This is a genomic window from Nocardia sp. NPDC056064 (assembly GCF_042266925.1).
In the GTDB taxonomy this organism is placed as follows: Bacteria; Actinomycetota; Actinomycetes; order Mycobacteriales; family Mycobacteriaceae; genus Nocardia.
Genome location: NZ_JBHJWO010000001.1, coordinates 3,237,430 through 3,251,700, shown reverse-complemented (window position 1 = coordinate 3,251,700; position 14,271 = coordinate 3,237,430). Strand labels below are relative to the sequence as shown.

Genomic DNA, 14,271 nt, shown 5'->3' with positions numbered 1-14,271 from the left:
GACCTGAACAATGGTTCAGGTAGCACGGTAGGGCGGAGCGGCGGCCGACGAGCCGCCACCGAGCCGGAGGAATCCCATGAGCGCCACCACGATCCGCCCCCTGCGCCTGGCCGTCGTCATCGGCAGCACCCGTCAGGGCCGCTTCGGCCCGACCGTCGCCGACTGGTTCGTCCGCCAGGCCGCCCTACGCGACACCCTCGCCGTCGAGACCGTCGACACCGGCCGGATCGACCTGCCGTCCACCTTCGGCGCCGCCACCGACGACCCCGCCCTCGCCGAGGCCACCGCCACCCTCGGCCGCGCCGACGCCTTCGTCGTGGTCACCCCCGAGTACAACCACAGCTACCCCGGCACCCTGAAGAACCTGATCGACCTGCACCACACCCAGTGGCAGGCCAAACCCGTCGGCTTCGTCTCCTACGGCGGCATCTCCGGCGGCCTGCGCGCCGTGGAACATCTGCGCCCGGTCTTCGCCGAACTCCACGCCGTCACCGTCCGCGACTCCGTCGCCTTCCCCAACCCCTGGCCCCGCTTCGACCCCACCGGCACCCTCCTCGACCCCGACGCCGCCGAGACCGCCGCCGCGACCATGCTCGACCAACTCACCTGGTGGGCCGAAGCCCTCCGCACCGCCCGCACCACCCACCCCTACGGGAAGTGAACCGAACGCATCGGTCCCGCCTTCTGGTGTGCGAAGGCGGGACCGATGCCCGGGCTAGGTGGATGTCAGCTGTTGCGCGCGTTGATGCGAGACGCCGAGGATTTCGCCGATATCGCGCACCGGCACTTTCCGCTGGGCCAACTCTCGCGCCAGTCGACGCGATTCATCGACGACCAGCCGTTCCAGCCTCGCCGCCTCGACGCGGTGTGCCGCAACGGCACTGGCGCGTTTGCTGACGGGGATATCTTCGACGGCGATCTCGACATCGACCGTCACCTCGGTCAGCGGCACGCCGGTGTGTAGCGCGATGACCTCGCGCGCCATGAGCGGCGCTTCCGACAAGCGCCGTGCTTGGGTGAGTTCGTCGAGCTCTGGGATGTGGACCATCCACCACCGGCCATCGCGCGTGATCTGCACTCGGTACGTATTGCTCATTCCTGCGCGCCCTCCTCGGTCGCGGCCTTGCCTCGGTCGTCCTCTATCGCCTTGAGGATCTTGCGATAGACGCCGGGCGAGATGGTTCGATGACCATCCGGTACTGACACGGATAATCCGTTCGGGCCGGTCCACCAACCGTGACTGCCCTTCGCGTCGGTACGTGTGAATCCTGCGGTGCGTAGCTCTTTGACCACCTTGTGGGTTGGCTGCTCCGATACCATGGATTTTAGTCTATTGAGATAGGCAAAAACAAGGCAAATCAGGTAGACAATTTGACGCGATGGCGCTCGGTGGTGCTGGTCCCGGCGCTGCTGCTGCCCCGGCGCGAGCGGGGGTGGGTCAGACCGATTCGGTGGCGCGGTCCTTGCTGAGTTGTTCGGTTTCCTCGGTGCTCAGGCCGTGTTGCTTGGCCAGTAGGTCGCGGATCTCGATGAGCAGTTCGGTTTCGGTGGGCTCGGCGTCCTTGGTGGTGCCGAACTTGTTCTTCAGCGACTTCATCGGCAGCATCAGCACGAAGTAGAGCACCGCGGCGACGACGAAGAAGTTGATGAACGCGGTGACGATCGGGCCGACGGCGATGAAGGTGGCCGGCTTGCCCGCGATCAGCTGCACGCCCAGGCCCAGCTCGTTGGTCGAGCCGAACACCGCGAGCAGCGGGTTGACCAGTCCCTTGGTGAACGCGGTGACCACGGCGGTGAAGGCGGTGCCCATGACCACCGCGACCGCGAGGTCGATGACGTTCCCGCGCATCAGGAAGTCTTTGAACCCGTCGAATACGGACTTGATACTGCGCATCGGTGGAGCACTCCTCATCCTGGCTATCGGCAAACGTGGTGATGCTAACGACCTCCCCGTCACGTAGCGAATTCACAGCTACGCGACAGGGTGGGTCATGGGCAGTATCGGTGCCGACGGGCCGGGCCGCCACCCGGGCGGCGCGAGGCCCCGGATCGGTTGTCCGGTCCGGGGATTGAACGTCGCAGGTCAGGAGCGCCGGGCGAAGCTGCCGGGACCGGCCTGGTCACGGGGCTTGACGACGATGGTGTCGAGGTTCACGTGCGCGGGCCGCGACGCGACGAAGCCGACGATCTCGGCGATGTCGGCGGCGTAGAGCGGGTCGATGCCCTCGTAGACCTTGGCCGCGCGCTCGGCGTCACCGTCGAAGCGGACCAGCGAGAACTCGGTCTCCACCGCGCCGGGCGCGATCTCGGTGAGCCGCACCGGCTGACCGAGCAGCTCCTCGCGCAGGGTGCGGTGCAGCACGGCCTGGGCGTGCTTGGCCGAGGTGTAGCCCGAGCCGTTGGGGTAGGCGTGCAGCGCGGCGATCGAGGTGATGGTGACGATCAGGCCGTCGCCGGAGGCGATGAGTCCGGGTAGCAGCGCCTTGGTCAGGCGCAGGGTGCCCAGCACATTGGTCTCCCACATCCAGCGCCAGTCGTCGAGGTCGGCGTCGAGCACCGAGGCCAGGCCCTTGGCGCCGCCCGCGTTGTTGACCAGCACGTTCACCTCGCCGATCGCGTCGGTGAACGCGCGCACCGAGTCCTCGTCGGTGACGTCGAGTTCGAGCGCGGTGCCACCGATCTCGTCGGCCAGCTGCTTCACCCGATCGAACCGCCGCGCCCCGACGTAGACGTGGAAACCCTGCGCGGCGAGTGTGCGGGCGGTGGCTTCTCCGATTCCGGAACTGGCGCCGGTGACGACGGCGTGACGAGTGCTCATGCGCCGATCCTATTCGCCGCCGATTCGCCCGTGCCATGGCTCCGATCACGGTGCGTTCTACCCTGTCGGCATGGCTATTCGCGATGCTGTCAGTGCCGAGGGAACCAGGATCGTCTACCGGGTGACCGGCCCGGAGACGGGCAGGCCGCTGGTGCTGCTGCACGGCTGGGCGGGCAATCTGCGCTGCTGGGGCGCCGCCGCCGACGACCTCGCCCAGCGCTACCGGGTGATCGCCGTCGACCTTCGCGGCCACGGCTACTCCGACGATCCGGGCACCGGCTACGACGATCCCAAGGCCTGGGCCGCCGACGTGGCCGCCGTGCTGGCGGCCGAGGGCATCGAGTCCGGCGCGGTGCTGCTGGGCTGGTCCTACGGCGGCATCGTCGCGACCGACTACCTGGCCACCCACGGCACCGGGGCGGTCGCCGGTGTCGTCTACTGCGGCGCGCCCGCCCATATCGGCCGCGATGTGCCCGGGGCGGCGCCCGGTCCCGCGATGGAGAAGGCCATTCCGGGCGTCTTCGACGAGGCCGCGGGCCGGGCCGTGCGCGCCTTCGCGGTGTTCGGCAATGCCAATACCGGCCCCGGCGAGGACAAGGGTCCCGACGCGCAGCGCCTGTTCGGCGGCAGTCTGGCCACCCCGCCCTCGGTGCGCAAGGCGCTGTTCTACCGCACCGTCGACAACACCGAGACCCTGCGCGCCCTCGATGTCCCCGTGCTGGTCCTGCACGGCACCGCCGACCCGGTCGTGCCCGTGGACAACGGCCGCTACATCGCCGAGAACGCTCCCGACGCCCGCGCCTCCTATTGGGACGGCGCCCAGCACGGCCTGTTCATCGAGGACCGTGCGCGTTTCGTGGCCGAGGTGGGCGAGTTCGTCGACGATCTGTGAAGGGCTAATGTTTCAGAAGTGACTCCGGCGCAGGTCGGAGCCCTTTACCCTGTGTGACGCGGCCTGTTCGGCGGCCGGTCATGGAGGTGACGCATGAGCGTCGGGACGCGATGTCTGCTGTTCGTGCTCACGGCCGGACTCCTGCTCGGGCACGCGGTCGCCTCGGCCGAGCCCGCCGGGCGCACCGCCGACGCGGCGTGGATCGTCTCGGCGTCGCCGGGGCCGGGCCGAGTGGTCGAGCTGGTCGTGTACTCGGTGGCCATGGGCAAACCGGTGACCGTCACCGTGCTGCCCGCCGCCGATCCCACCGCGAGCGCCCCGGTGCTCTACCTGCTCAACGGTGTCGACGGCGGCAGCGGACCCGACGGTGACTGGCACACCGGCGGAAACTGGCTGACCCGCACCGATATCGCCGAGTTCCTGGCCGGCGAACAGGTCACCGTGGTGATGCCGGTCGGCGGCGCGGGCAGTTACTACGCCGACTGGCGCGCCGACGACCCGGTCCTGGGCCGCCAGCGCTGGACCACCTTCCTCACCAGGGAACTCCCGCGCGTGATCGACGCCGGATTCCACGGCAGCGGCGCCAATGCCGTGGCCGGGGTGTCGATGGCGGGCACCGCGGCCTTCCAGCTCGCCCTGGCCGCGCCGCGGCTGTACCGCGCGGTGGCCTCCTACAGCGGTTGCGTGGCGACCAGCGGTCCGCAGGGGCACGCCATCGTCAACACCGTCGTCTCCGGCCAGAACGGCGACCCGGTGAACATGTGGGGACAACCCGGCGACCCGCTCTGGGCCGCCAACGACCCCTTCCTGCACGCCGACCGCCTGCGCGGCCTCACCCTCTACATCGCCTCCGGCACCGGCCTGCCCGGCCCCCTCGACACGGTCGACGGCCCCGGGCTGCGCGGCGACTCGATGAAACTGCTCGACCAGCTCCTCATCGGCGGCGCCCTAGACGCCGTCACCGGCCTGTGCACCCAGCAACTCGCCACCCGCCTGGCCGAACTCGACATCCCCGCCACCGTCGACCTGCGCCCCACCGGCACCCACTCCTGGGGCTACTGGCGCGAGGACTTCCACCGCTCCTGGCCACTGTTCGCCGCCGCGCTGAACGACTAGCGACTAGCGGCGCAGACCGGCGGCGGCGGAGACGAACAGGGTCGAGCACACCCTGGTCAGCACGTCGGGCGACTGGCTTCTGCCGGTCATCATCCAGTCCACGAGCAGGTTGTTCACCGCGCCCGACAGGGCGATGGCGGTGAGCCGGGTGTCCTCGTTGCCGGGATCGACGCCGGGCTCGATCGCCGACACGGCCCCGATCAGCTCCGCGAACGCCCGCAGTACGCCGTGGCGCAATTCCTCGATCTCCGCCGAGACCCCGACCACCTCGATCAGGATCACGCGCGCCCGCCGGGGATCGTCGGTCAGATGACCGATGAACGCCGCCAGCCCGTCGTGTGCCGCCGCCGCGACCTCGGCGGTCCCCGCCGCGACGACCGCGGCCTCCGTCGCCACCCGCAGGTCGGCGACCAGGTCGTTGTACAACCCGACCAGACAGGCTTGGCGATCCTTGAACGACTCGTAGAAGTACCGTTCCGTCAGCCCCGCCGTCCGGCAGATCTGTTTCACCGAGGTCGCCGCGAACCCGTCGGTCCCGAACAGTTCCAGCGCGGCCTCCAGGATCGCCGCACGGCGCGCACGGGTCCGTTCCTCGGCGTCCATCCCGGAATAGCGCCGTCCCGGCCGTTCCGGTGGTGACGTGGCCATACCTCGCTCCGTCCTCCCGCTCGCCGCTGTCGCTTCCCATCCTGGCGTACGCCGGGATCGGCGGGGCGTGCCCGTTACCGCTGGGTGGCGGTGTGGCAGGTGGTGCGCAGGGTGTGGAGGTAGCGGTCGACGGCGCGGTGGGCGGTGGGGGTGTCGGGGTAGACGGCGCTGAGGGTGGTCGTGGTGGGCAGGCGGGTGATCCAGAGGAGGACTTCCTCGGTGGCGGCGCGGTCGGCGTAGACGCCGGTCGGCGTGCCGGGGAAGTACCCGTTGCCCGCGCAGTCGCGGGCGTCGACGTAGGAGATCATGGGGGCCGTCCAGCCGGGGCGGGCGGCGATGTCGGGGTCGTCGGCGGCGAGTTCGAGGACGCGGTGCGGGGAGACGGCGGCGAGGGCGCGGCCGTGTTCGTAGGCGCGCTGGGCGGCGGCGAGGGTGCGGGTGAAACCGGCGGTGGCGCCGATCGGGAAGGCGACCGGGACGAGGCTGACGTACCAGCCCACGGAGACCCGTTCGGCGAGGGTGGACCGGGTGCCGAGCGGCGACAGGGCGAAGTAGTAGTCGCTGTCGAGGAGTTCGCGTTCGGTCAGCGCGGCGGCGGCGAGGCTTCCGCCGAGGAAGTCCGCGCCGTGCTCGCGGCAGATCTTCTCGAAGCGCAGCGCGGTGGCCTCGCCGAACAGGTCGATGGTGCGGTGCGCGCTGCGGTGGCAGGTCTCGTGGCCCCGGCCCAGATCCAGGGGAAAGGCGGGGAATTCGCCGTCGTTGCCGCGCAGGAGTTCCAGCCAGCGGCGTACCCCGGGTGAGGTGCGGGTGAGTTCGGCCGAGGCGGCGCGCTCGCGGGCGCAGTAGGCGAGGAAACCGGCGGGCCGGGTGAGAGTCCCGATGTTCCGGCCTGTTTCGCGCAGGTAGAGGTGCGCGAGTTCGAAGCACGAGATGTATTGGCCCACACCGTCGGTGTGCAGGTGGTCGATGGCCAGATAGAGCGTGGTGGACTGGCCGTGCTCGATCGCGCCGAAGGTGAAGCAGTGCCATTCGAACGGGCCCGGCGTGCTCTGCCGCACGTGCGCGCGGACCCGGTTGCCGTCGGCGAGGCCGTGATCCACCGCCACGAACTCGAGGTGGGCCGGGTCGACGAGGTGCCTGCCGAAGGTGCCGTCGGGTGCGCGGTCGAACCAGGTGTGGAAGGTGTCGTGGCGGCGCAGGAAGGCGTTCACGGCGCGGGTCATCGCGTGCCGGTCGAGCACACCCGGCACTGCCGTGGTGACCACGCACAACCCGGAGAACCGGAACGCGGCCTCGCGATGCCGGTACGCCGTCGCCAGATACTGCTCCTGCTGATGCGAGGGCGGCACCGGATGACGCGGCGCCCGCGCGGCCCGCGCCACCGATCCGGCGTGGGCGTGCCAGCTCACCAGCCGTCCGGTGGCGGGGTGCCATTCCTCGAGGAGACCGAAACCGACCACGCGGCTAGGTCCGTTCGCGGCCGGGCAGCGCGAGGGCGAGCGCACCCATCGCGAGGGCGATGACCGAGACGGCGGCGAACATGGTGAGCGCCCCACCGAGGGTGTGCGCGCGGAAGAACACGGCGCTGAGCAGCGCGAGCCCGAGCCCGTTGCCCACCTGTTCGATGGTCGGCAGCAGCCCGGACGCGTCGTCCATGCGCTGCTGTGACAGCCCCGCCAGCATCATCGGCTGCAACTGCACGCCGAACACGCCGACCCCGGTGCCCGCGACGAAGATCGGCGCCAGCGCGATCCGCAGGTCGACGGTGCCGTCGGTGAACCACAGATACGTCGCCCCGATCGCCACGCACACCCCGAACCAGGCGATTCCCGCCGCGATGGCCCGCGCGCCCCACCGCGCGATCAGCCAGGGCGAGACCAGCGCGCCCGCCCCGGCGCCGAGGGCGAAGGGCGTCATCGCGACACCGGTGCGCAGCGGCGAGAACCCGACGATGTCCTGCAACGTGATCGAGATGGCGAAGACGAAGGCGGTGAACAGCCCGAAGAACATCGTCACCAGGATCGAGCCGACCGCGAACCCGCGATCCTCGAACAGCGCCAGCCGCACCAGCGGCGTGCGCGACGAACGTCGCTGCTGGACGAGGAAACCCGCGCCGATCCCGAGCGCGACGAGCAGCACCGCGGCGGGTCCGATCCGCCACCCGTCCTGCTGCACCGCCGCCAGCGCCGACAGCAGCAGGAACAGGCTCACCGTCGAGAGCGCCGCCCCGCCGAGATCGAGTCGCCCGCGCTCGCGCGCCGGTCCCAGATGCAACCACCGGAAGGCCAGCGCGAACGCCAGCGCGCCGAGCGGCACATTGATCAGGAACACCGAATGCCAGCCGGTACCGGCGATATTCGCGGTGATCAGCCCACCGCCGACGATGGGTCCCAGCATTCCGGCGAACCCCGCCGTGCCGCCGTACACGGCGAACACCAGCGGATGCCGGCTGCGCGGAAAGCTCGCGGTGAGAATGGCGATGGTCTGCGCCGCCATGGCTCCACCGGCGACACCCTGCGCCACGCGCGCGACGATCAGTTCCACGGCACTGCCCGACATCGCACACCACACCGAGGCGGCCGTGAACGCGATCACCGAGCCGAGGAACAACCATCGCCGCCCGAACATCGCCCCGAGCCGGGCCGCCGGGAGCAGCGTGCACGCGAAGGCCAGCGAGTACGCGGTGACCACCAGCAGTTGCTGGGCGGGGGAGGCGCGCAGGTCGGCGGTGATGCTGGGCAGGGCGGTATTGACGATCGTCACGTCGATCATCTGCATGAACACCGCGATCAGGCAGCCGGCGAAGGCGGGCCAGGCGCCGTGGCGGGTGCCCGGCTCGGTCTCCCGCTGATCCGGTCCTCCGCCGGCCGGCCTCGTCGCGTCGGCGATCTGCCCTTCGGGGGTCATCGCACGCCTCCCAGCGCCACGGCAGGCAGGTGGTCGTGCTCGCCCTCGTCGAGCGCGGACAGTTCGGCGTGTAGGCGCGCCTGCGTCGAATCGTCCTCGGCGGCGATCTGGGTGCTGAACCTGCCGGTGCGGCGCAGGTGCGGGAACGCGGCGGCCAGCCGGGACCAGTCGGTGGGGATGATCGCGGCCCGGGTGAGGCCGAGGCGCAGGGCCTGTTCGAGGTATCCGGTGCCCTCGGCCGGGTCGATCGGCGCGAACCCGGCCGTCTTCTCGTCGGCGGCCGTGCCTGCGGTGGCGCCCGACAGGTGTCCCCAGCTCACACACAGCACCCGTTCGCCCGCCCTGGCCCACTGTTCGGCCAGTGCCTCGACGGCGAGATCGGCCGCGCTGTGGTTGTACCGGCCGCCGAGGCCGAACATCGAGTCGGCCGCGGAGTACAGGACGAACATGTCCAGCTCGATGCCCGCGTTGCTCACCGCGCGGTGCAGCATCCGTGCGCCCTGCGCCTTCGGCCGGTACACCCGGGTGAGTTCGTCGAGGTCCATCAGCCCGATCCGGTTGTCGGCGACAGCGCCCGCCGCGTGACAGATCCCGCGCAGCGGATACCCGTCGCGGTGCGCGCGTCCCACCACCTCGGTCACCGCCACCAGATCGGCGATGTCCGCGAGCTCCTCGACCACCTCGACGCCGTGCGCGCGCCACGCCTCGATCTGCTGACGCGCGTCGGCGCCGCGCGCCCCGTCCCGGTCCACCAGCACGAGCCGCCGGGCGCCCTTGCTCACCAGCCAGCGCCCGGTGGCCAGCCCGAAACCGCCGAATCCGCCGCTGATCAGGTAGGTCGCGGCGTCGTGGATCGGCACCTCGGGAAGCTGTGGCCGCACCGGCGGGGCGGTGTCGTCCATGCTCAGCGCGATCCGGCCGATTCGCGGGGACCGGATCACCTCGTCGAAAGCCCTTGCCACCTCATGGGTTTCGAACACCTCGAAGGGCAGCGGCTGGTAGACACCCGCCTCGAGCTCGGCGTAGACGCGGCGCAACAGGTCGGCGAGCTGCATCGGGCGTACCGAGCACATGCGGTCGAGGTCGACGGAGAAGTACGAGAGGTTCTTGTCGAAGTTGCCCAGATCCAGCAGGCCGCCGGTGTACACGTCGGCCTTGCCGACCTCCACGATGCGGCCGAATTCGGTGACGGCGCGGAAGTTCTGGCGCAGGATCTCACCCGGCGCGGTGTTGAGCACCACGTCCACGCCGACGCCGTCGGTGAGCCGGAGCACGTCGTCGGCGAAATTGAGCGAGCGCGAGTGCAGAGCGTGATCCACACCGAGGGTGCGGATGTGCGCGCGCCGCTCGGGCGTACTCGCGGTGCCGATGATGCGGGCCCCGCGCGATCTGGCCACCTGCACGGCCGCCGAGCCGACCCCGCCCGCCGCGCCGTGGATCAGCACGGTCTCACCGGGCAGCAGCCGGGCCAGGTCCAGCAGCGCGTACTCGGCGGTGCCGAAAGCGGTGCTGCTGGTGCACAATCCGGGCTCGGCGTCGGCGGGCAGGCGGATCGCGGCGTACTGGTCGACCAGGTGGTAGCGGCGCATCATGTCCTTGGCCGCGATGGCGACCAGGTCGCCCTCGGCCAGCGCGGTGACCCCCTCGCCGAGCCGCACCACCGTGCCGACGCCCTCCATGCCCGGCGAGGTACCGAAGAAGGTGCCCGCCAGCTCGCGTTCCCCGAGCAGGCCCATCACCTTGAGCGGGTCCTTGTAGTTGAGCCCGATCACCCGCATCCGCACCTCCACCTGCCCCGGTTCGGGATCGCGCCGGGTGCTCGCCCGCCACGACAGGCCCGAGAGCAGTCGCGATGCCGGTAGCTCGAGGGCGAAATCGGCCGCCGGGTCGGCCAGCGGGTGCGCGGTGCCGAGTTCGTCGATGCGCTCCTGGATCCGCTGGGTCACCATCGGCGCCCAGCGGGTGCCCGCGCGCAGCAGGATCTCGTCGGTGCCGTCGGCGGTGAACGCGCCCGGCACCCCCAATTCGGCGACGAGCGCCTCCAGCTCTGTCGCGGGATCGACATCGATCAACCGCCACCGCAGCCCCGTCTGCTCGGTGAGCAGCACCCGCCGCGCCCCCGCCAGCGCCCGATGCCGGTGCTGGGGTTCGGCGGCGTCATCGGGCAGCACGAAAGCCTGCTCGGTGACGAGCGTGACGTCGATCAGCCCTTCCCCGAGCGCGGGCACCACCTCCCCGGGCGCCACCAGCGTCTCGGCGAATTCGCCCAGCGTGACGGCGATCTGCTTCAGCGTCCAGAGCACGGCGAGGTCATCGTGGACGGTCCCCACGACCAGGCAGACGTGCAGACGATCGCGCCGGGTTGAACCGGACCGCCCGGTGTCGCCGGGCGCGGACTCCGCCGCTGGACGGGCACGAGTGGATGTCTTGCTGCCAATCGTCGACTGGTGCGCGGAGTCGACCGAAGCGAGCGCGCGGCCGGTTGGCGAGCTGTCGGAGGTGGGCGAGTGTGGGGGCTTGGCGGAGGTGTGCGCGGGGTGTCCGGGCGTGCTGTCGGCGGTTGGCGAGTGTGCGGGCTCGGTGGAGGCGTGCGCGGGGTGTCCGGGCGTGCTGTCGGCGGTCGGTGGGTGTGAGGGCTTGGCGGAAGGGTGCGCGAGGTCGGGGGTGGGCGAGTGGGGGGTTTTGGCCGAGCGCAATGCGTGGACGGCGGCGTAGAGGTGTTGGGTGAGTTCCTCGGTGACGTAGGTCGTTTCGGTGGGGTCGGTGGTGGGGTCGGCGTGGTGGAGGACGGCGGCGGGGAGGGCGCTCGCGAGCTGGCGGGCGCGGGGGCCGGAGCCCAGGGCGATGACGATGGTGGCGGTGTCGTCCGCGCTCGGCAGTCCGGTGGGGTCGAGGGGTGGGCGGGGCTCGAATTCGTCGGTGTAGCAGATCTCGGCCATGCGGTGCAGGGGACTGGCGGCGGGGTCGAGGGCGCCGACCTGGACGCCGAGCAGTTGCAGGCAGCGGGTGCCGGAGGCGTCGAGCAGTTCGACATCGGCGCGCAGCCGGGCCGTCGGGTCGCGGCGGGCCAGCACGGTGACCTGCTCGGGCAACGCGCCGAACAGACGCACCGCGTCCACGGCGACCGGCACCAGCGCGCCCGCGCCGAGCGCGTCGTCGGCGAACAGCAGCGCCGCCACCTGCACGGCCGCCTCGACCACCGCCGGATGCGCGAGATGCCCCGACCCGGCCGCGATCCCCGCGTCGACCGTCGCCACCACCGTGTCGCTGTCGGCGCGCACCGAGGTGACCCGGCGGAAGGCGGGCCCGTACCGCAACCCCCGTGCCGCCAGGGCCGAGTAGAACTGCTCCGGCACGAACTCGGCCGCCGAATCCATCACGGGGACAACCATGTCGGTGGCCTCGAAACTGCCGTTGAGCACCCTGCCCGTCGCGTTCACCGTCCACACCGTGCCGGTCGCGCCGCGCGAGCGGATCAGGAACCGGCCACTGGCCTCCTCCACACTCAGTTCCAGCAGCGGCGCATCGGGCGAGTTCATGGTCACCGGGGCGACGAACCGCACGTTCTCCAGCGCCACCCGGGACTCGCCCCGACGCAGGGCCGCCGCGCTCAGCGCCGCGTCCATGTAGGCCGCGCCGGGCAGGACCCGCACCCCGCCGACGACATGGTCGGCCAGCCACGGCAGCGTCTCGGTGTCGACCCGCAACAGCCTGCCCGGCCTGCCTTCCGGGTCCGGATCGCCCAGCATGGCGTACGAACCCTGCCGCTGCTCGGACGCCGGCGGCGCGGGCCGCAGCGGGATGCGCTGCCAGGGATAGCCGGGCAGCGGCTGGTGCGGGGGCGTGGGCTCCGCCGGCGGGAACAGCGCGTCGAGGTCGAGCGCGCCCGCGCGGTAGAGCCCGGCGACGGTGGCGCGGATGCTGTGCGCGTCGGATTGTTCGCGATCGAGGGTGGGCACGGTGGCACCGGTCTCGCCCAGTTCGAGCAGCAGGTCGCGGATATTGCCCGAGAGCACCGGATGCGGACCGATCTCCACGAACACCCGGCTGCCCGCACCGATCAGCGCGGTCACCGCCTCGGCGAAACGCACCGTCCGGCGGACATTCGCGCACCAGTACTCGCCGTCCCATTCGCCCGCGCCGACCGGCGCGCCGGTGACCGTGGAGTACAGCGGAACCTTCGGTGCCTGTGGATCGAGATGGGCCAGCGCCGTGCGCAATTCGGGCAGGATCGGGTCCATCATGCGGCTGTGGTACGGCACCTCCACCCGCAGCCGCCGCGCGAAAACGCCCTGTTCGGTGAGCATTTCGGCCAGCTCGTCGAGCTCTTCCGGATCACCGGCGAGGGTGAGGCCGTGCGGGCTGTTCACCGCGGCGATATCGATCGCGGGCCCGATCAGCGCGGTCGCCCGCTCCACACTCAGCCCGGCCGCCAGCATGCCGCCCGACCCGGCGGTGATCGACTGCAACCGGGCCCGGTGATAGGCGACGGTCACCGCCTCACGCAGCGTCAGCACGCCCGACACATACGCCGCCGCCACCTCCCCGACGCTGTGCCCGACGATCGCCCCGGGCCGGATGCCCTGGGCGGCGAGCTCGTCGACCAGGGCGACCTGCACCAGGAAGTTCGCGGGCTGGGCGATCATGGTCGCGGTCACCCGCGACTCCTGCTCCGGCCGCAGCAGTTCCCCGATGATCGACCAGCCCGCCACCTCGTGGAACGCTGCGTCGACCTGCTGTGCCGTCGCGGCGAAAGCGCCCTCGGCACACAGCAGTTCACGTGCCATGCCCCACCACTGCGGACCCATGCCGGAGAACACGAACACCGGATCGGCGCCGCTCCCGGCGACCGTGCGGGCGGCGTCGCGACCGGCGCCCGCGGCGTATCCGCGCAGTTCACGGATCAATTCGGGCGCGCCGTCGACGAGCACGCCGGTGCGGAACGGGTGGTGGGCCCGCCGGGTCCAGGCCGCCTCGGCGAGCCGGTCCGGGTCGGCGCCGTCGGCGAGCAGATCGGCGAAACGGTCGGCCATGGCACGGCAGGCCGCCGCACTGCGCGCCGAAATCGGCAGGACTCCATAGTGTTTCGGCGCTCGCGGGGGAGCGGGCTCGGCGGCCTTCATGCGGACGAAGGGGCGGCCGTCCGGGTCGGCGACGCCGCCGTCGAGCACCGCGTACACCCGGTCACCGTCGCGCACGGCGTCGTCGAGCCGCCTGAGCACCACCATGCCCGTGCCCTCGCCGCGCCCGTCGCTCGCCGGGTGCACCCCGCCCGCCAGCGCGATGGCGCAGTCGCCGTCGGCCAGTGCCCGGCAGGCCGGCAGCACCGCGGCCGGCGAGGAGGAGCACCTTTGCGTGGGGCCGGTGAGGCCGAGTACGTCGGCGATGCGGTCGATCACGACCCCGCCCACGAACACCCCGACCGCGTGTCTGCCCACTTTCCCGGCCACGCCCGCGTCGTCCATCGCCTCCCAGATGACCTCGAGCAGTACACGCTGCCGTGGGTCCAGGTCGGCGGCCTCGCGATGCGGAATTCCGAAGAAATCAGGGTCGAACTCCGCTGGATTACTGTCGTCGCGCTTTTCGGCGAAGAAATCCCAGAATGATTCCGGTGAGTCTATTCCGCCGGCGAATCGGCAGCCGATTCCCACAACAGCGATGTCCGACATGATTCCTCCGCATCGGGGCACCCGAAACGACATGTGCCCGGTCAGCGCAGCGTAGGTTGCCAGGAACCGCACCGGCGGCGGTAGTAACGTGGTTCGTCCACGGCACCAACGTGATAAGGCCGTGATTGTGACAGGACACCGACGGGTCGGCATCCTGCATTCGCGCACAGGGGCGCGGAAAATCTTCTGGTAATCGTCACAATGTTTTCCCGAATCCGTGT

11 protein-coding genes are annotated in these 14,271 nt (G+C 70.9%); 3 read left to right on the top strand and 8 right to left on the bottom strand.

Annotated elements, in window-relative coordinates; translation table 11 throughout:
- Nucleotides 1–76: 76 nt before the first annotated feature.
- Nucleotides 77–661, top strand: coding sequence for an NADPH-dependent FMN reductase (locus ACFC06_RS14875; RefSeq protein ID WP_375930481.1), 585 nt, complete (start codon nt 77–79; stop codon nt 659–661).
- A 54-nt stretch (nt 662–715) separates the two neighbouring features.
- On the opposite strand, the gene ACFC06_RS14870 is transcribed toward ACFC06_RS14875, so the two are convergent.
- The 4 genes from ACFC06_RS14870 to ACFC06_RS14855 form a co-directional block, all read right to left on the bottom strand.
- Complete coding sequence (locus ACFC06_RS14870) at nt 716–1,096, bottom strand: type II toxin-antitoxin system HicB family antitoxin (protein ID WP_375930478.1); 381 nt, start codon at nt 1,094–1,096, stop codon at nt 716–718.
- Entirely contained in the window at nt 1,093–1,320 is a 228-nt protein-coding gene (locus tag ACFC06_RS14865) for a type II toxin-antitoxin system HicA family toxin (RefSeq protein ID WP_375930475.1), read from the bottom strand. Before ACFC06_RS14865 ends, ACFC06_RS14870 begins: the two co-directional genes overlap by 4 nt.
- A 118-nt stretch (nt 1,321–1,438) precedes the next feature.
- Nucleotides 1,439–1,894 carry a large conductance mechanosensitive channel protein MscL gene (mscL, locus tag ACFC06_RS14860; protein ID WP_375930472.1) on the bottom strand — a complete coding sequence of 152 codons (456 nt, stop codon included), beginning with the start codon at nt 1,892–1,894 and terminating at the stop codon, nt 1,439–1,441.
- A gap of 189 nt (nt 1,895–2,083) precedes the next feature.
- The gene (locus ACFC06_RS14855; protein ID WP_375930469.1) at nt 2,084–2,818 is read right to left on the bottom strand and encodes an SDR family NAD(P)-dependent oxidoreductase; all 735 of its coding nucleotides are present in this window, start codon (nt 2,816–2,818) and stop codon (nt 2,084–2,086) included.
- Between the two features lie 70 nt (nt 2,819–2,888).
- Here ACFC06_RS14855 and ACFC06_RS14850 point away from each other — a divergent pair, with 70 nt between their 5' ends.
- Together ACFC06_RS14850 and ACFC06_RS14845 are read left to right on the top strand one after the other, a co-directional pair.
- Nucleotides 2,889–3,710, top strand: a complete 822-nt coding sequence (locus ACFC06_RS14850; RefSeq protein WP_375930466.1) for an alpha/beta fold hydrolase — start codon at nt 2,889–2,891, stop codon at nt 3,708–3,710.
- Between the two features lie 93 nt (nt 3,711–3,803).
- Nucleotides 3,804–4,826 carry an alpha/beta hydrolase gene (locus tag ACFC06_RS14845; RefSeq protein WP_375930463.1) on the top strand — a complete coding sequence of 341 codons (1,023 nt, stop codon included), beginning with the start codon at nt 3,804–3,806 and terminating at the stop codon, nt 4,824–4,826.
- Between the two features lie 3 nt (nt 4,827–4,829).
- On the opposite strand, the gene ACFC06_RS14840 is transcribed toward ACFC06_RS14845, so the two are convergent.
- The 4 genes from ACFC06_RS14840 to ACFC06_RS14825 all read right to left on the bottom strand — a co-directional run bounded on the left by ACFC06_RS14840 (nt 4,830) and on the right by ACFC06_RS14825 (nt 14,050).
- Nucleotides 4,830–5,474, bottom strand: coding sequence for a TetR/AcrR family transcriptional regulator (locus tag ACFC06_RS14840; protein ID WP_375930460.1), 645 nt, complete (start codon nt 5,472–5,474; stop codon nt 4,830–4,832).
- 74 nt (nt 5,475–5,548) lie between these two features.
- The gene (locus tag ACFC06_RS14835) at nt 5,549–6,934 is read right to left on the bottom strand and encodes a condensation domain-containing protein (RefSeq protein ID WP_375930457.1); all 1,386 of its coding nucleotides are present in this window, start codon (nt 6,932–6,934) and stop codon (nt 5,549–5,551) included.
- Between the two features lie 4 nt (nt 6,935–6,938).
- Nucleotides 6,939–8,381: an MFS transporter gene (locus tag ACFC06_RS14830; RefSeq protein WP_375930454.1), complete on the bottom strand. Its 1,443-nt coding sequence runs from the start codon at nt 8,379–8,381 to the stop codon at nt 6,939–6,941.
- A complete protein-coding gene (locus ACFC06_RS14825; RefSeq protein WP_375930451.1) occupies nt 8,378–14,050 on the bottom strand; it encodes an SDR family NAD(P)-dependent oxidoreductase in 5,673 nt (1,890 codons plus the stop codon). Before ACFC06_RS14825 ends, ACFC06_RS14830 begins: the two co-directional genes overlap by 4 nt.
- Nucleotides 14,051–14,271: the final 221 nt, after the last annotated feature.